The organism is Nostoc sp., from assembly GCF_035638895.1.
GTDB lineage: Bacteria > Cyanobacteriota > Cyanobacteriia > Cyanobacteriales > Nostocaceae > Nostoc.
Genome location: NZ_DASQZC010000357.1, coordinates 1 through 2,115, shown reverse-complemented (window position 1 = coordinate 2,115; position 2,115 = coordinate 1). Strand labels below are relative to the sequence as shown.

Genomic DNA, 2,115 nt, shown 5'->3' with positions numbered 1-2,115 from the left:
TTGCTGAAACAGCACTGGAGAACATAAGCTATGTCATACGTAAATCGGACAGGTAATGAAGGTATTGCTACTGAGCCTGTGGTAGCAGGCAGAGTAGCTGAGTATCATGATCTTGTTCGCTGGGGGCCGATTATTTCTGGTTTGTTGGTTGCTTTAGCTACTCAATTAATTTTGAGCGCTATAATTGGTGCCTTTGCGGCAGGCACAGTTGAAGGTTCGGGTGCACCCAGAACAATTGCGTCTGACGCTGCGGGTAATGCGGGGCTTTGGTCAACTCTAGCTTTACTAATTTCCCTATTTACTGGTGGTTGGGTTACAGCCCGTGCTTGTGGGCCGATGAACCGCAATACAGCTCTTCTTAACGGCGCAATTCTCTGGGCAACGACTTTGGCTGTTAGCTCATGGCTGTTAGCAAATGGAGTATCTGGTGCTTTTGGTGTTGCTGCTTCTAACGCTGGGGCAGTCATAAACCAGGTACAAGAGCAAGGTGGTGTTAATGTACCACAAGCAAACATCAGTGCCCAACAAGCTCGTGATGCAGCAGCTAATTTACGTTCGGGATTGTGGTGGTTTGTCTTTGGTTCTTTGTTGGGTTTAGTAGCCTCAATGATTGGAGCTGTAACTGGTGCTCGTAGTCCTCGGGCTAACAATTACAATGCTTAAATAATTGTTTGACAAATGTCAATCTAATTAATTTCTAAAGCACTTTTTAAAAGGTGCTTTCTCTTTTGTAATTAGTACTGTCTCACTTCCTCTGTAGTAACTTTCTAAATATCTTCTTAGTTGTATTCAAAAAACTAATATAATTCAAGGTTAAATATTTTTAATGGTTGAGTAGAACTGAATAAAAAATATGAGACAAATAGTTACTTTTTTATTTGGTTTAGGTTTTGTATTTAACGCTAGTTTATTTGTCCACCAAGCTATCAGAATCGTCAAAACTAAAAGTGCTCAAAATATCTCATTTAATAACTTTTGCTGGTTTTAATATTATTCAATTTAACAGTGTTCTTTATGGTTATTATTACAAAGATCAAATTTTGATGTATGGTAATTTAGTTAGTTTTATTGCCTGTGGAACAGTAACATTATTGGCAATATATTACAGAAAAGGATAATCTATTAAATAGTTAAATCTAAAATACTCCTATAATAAATATCTCTATTATTTTAAAAATAAAAAAATAGGGTAAGCTTTGCCCACCCTACATTTATTGAAAAATTTTTCCTACTATATCTTTAAATCACCACTTTAAATATGCAGCTTCAATGCCCTGCTCACGCCGGATTTTGCCATCTTTTTCAAACCAAGCAATTACTTGCTGTGCTGTCAAATCTTCAATAGCAACGCTGTATTCTTGAGCGATATGTTTCAAAACCTTCAATGATGAAATTGTCAATCTTGTTAAAAACTTTTCAGGGGAAGACAACAAAGCCGCATCTACTTTTGCTGACTCTTCCAGGGTTAAAAATTGTGTTGATGGTTGCTGTGGTGGTACATCCATAAATGAAATGCTATCTCAAATTTAGTTGATTATTAGGTATTGAGTATAGGAGATTAGTTACTAAAAAAAAGACTAAGCACTAATGACGAATTTGCACCAAATAGCCACAACGATGTTCGCCATCGATAATCCAGTGGGTGCGTTCTACGGTACAATCTGGTAAGACGGCTGCAAACATTTCTAATTCGTGACCACAGATGCTGGGGAAAGACTCGGCAACGTTAGAAATAGCGCAGTTATGCTCCATTAAGATAAAGCGATCGCTCTCAAAGCAGTCATTCACATCAACAGTATGATACTCTGCCATGAAGCCTTCCGCTTTTCTCAATTCTACTAAGTTAGCTACCCGTTCTCGTAGTGAACCGTTACCCACGCGATCGCGGTATTCTAGGGCTTTGCGCTGCCACTGTTTCTCTAAAATCGATTTAAATTGGTCGTGTCCTACCGTTTCGGCTAAGGTGTCTAGCAACGAAACCGCAAAATTTCCGTGGCCATCACCAAAGCGATCGCTCATTGTTCGATGCAAGCGATCGCGTCCTTGACGACTCAGTTGATAAAGGTGCTGCGGCCGCCCCATGCCCGCCGCCTGCACTGATGTAGAATACAAAAC

The 2,115-nt window shown here is 39.5% G+C and carries 3 protein-coding genes; 1 reads left to right on the top strand and 2 read right to left on the bottom strand.

What is annotated here, in order from left to right:
• Window positions 1–30: 30 nt before the first annotated feature.
• Window positions 31–663 (top strand): hypothetical protein, encoded by a 633-nt coding sequence (locus VE944_RS17455; protein ID WP_324979372.1) that lies wholly within the window; start codon window positions 31–33, stop codon window positions 661–663.
• Window positions 664–1,244: 581 nt separating this feature from the next.
• Here VE944_RS17455 and VE944_RS17450 read toward each other — a convergent pair.
• Both VE944_RS17450 and sufR read right to left on the bottom strand, forming a co-directional pair.
• Complete coding sequence (locus VE944_RS17450; protein ID WP_190938991.1) at window positions 1,245–1,505, bottom strand: hypothetical protein; 261 nt, start codon at window positions 1,503–1,505, stop codon at window positions 1,245–1,247.
• A 79-nt stretch (window positions 1,506–1,584) separates the two neighbouring features.
• The coding region (sufR, locus tag VE944_RS17445) for an iron-sulfur cluster biosynthesis transcriptional regulator SufR (RefSeq protein ID WP_324979366.1) at window positions 1,585–2,115 on the bottom strand (531 nt) is incomplete at its 5' end.

Excerpts from the sequence above, each read along its gene's own strand:
- VE944_RS17455 (WP_324979372.1), top strand. The coding sequence starts at position 31 with ATGTCATACGTAAATCGGACAGGTAATGAAGGTATTGCTACTGAGCCT.
- VE944_RS17450 (WP_190938991.1), bottom strand. The coding sequence starts at position 1,505 with ATGGATGTACCACCACAGCAACCATCAACACAATTTTTAACCCTGGAA.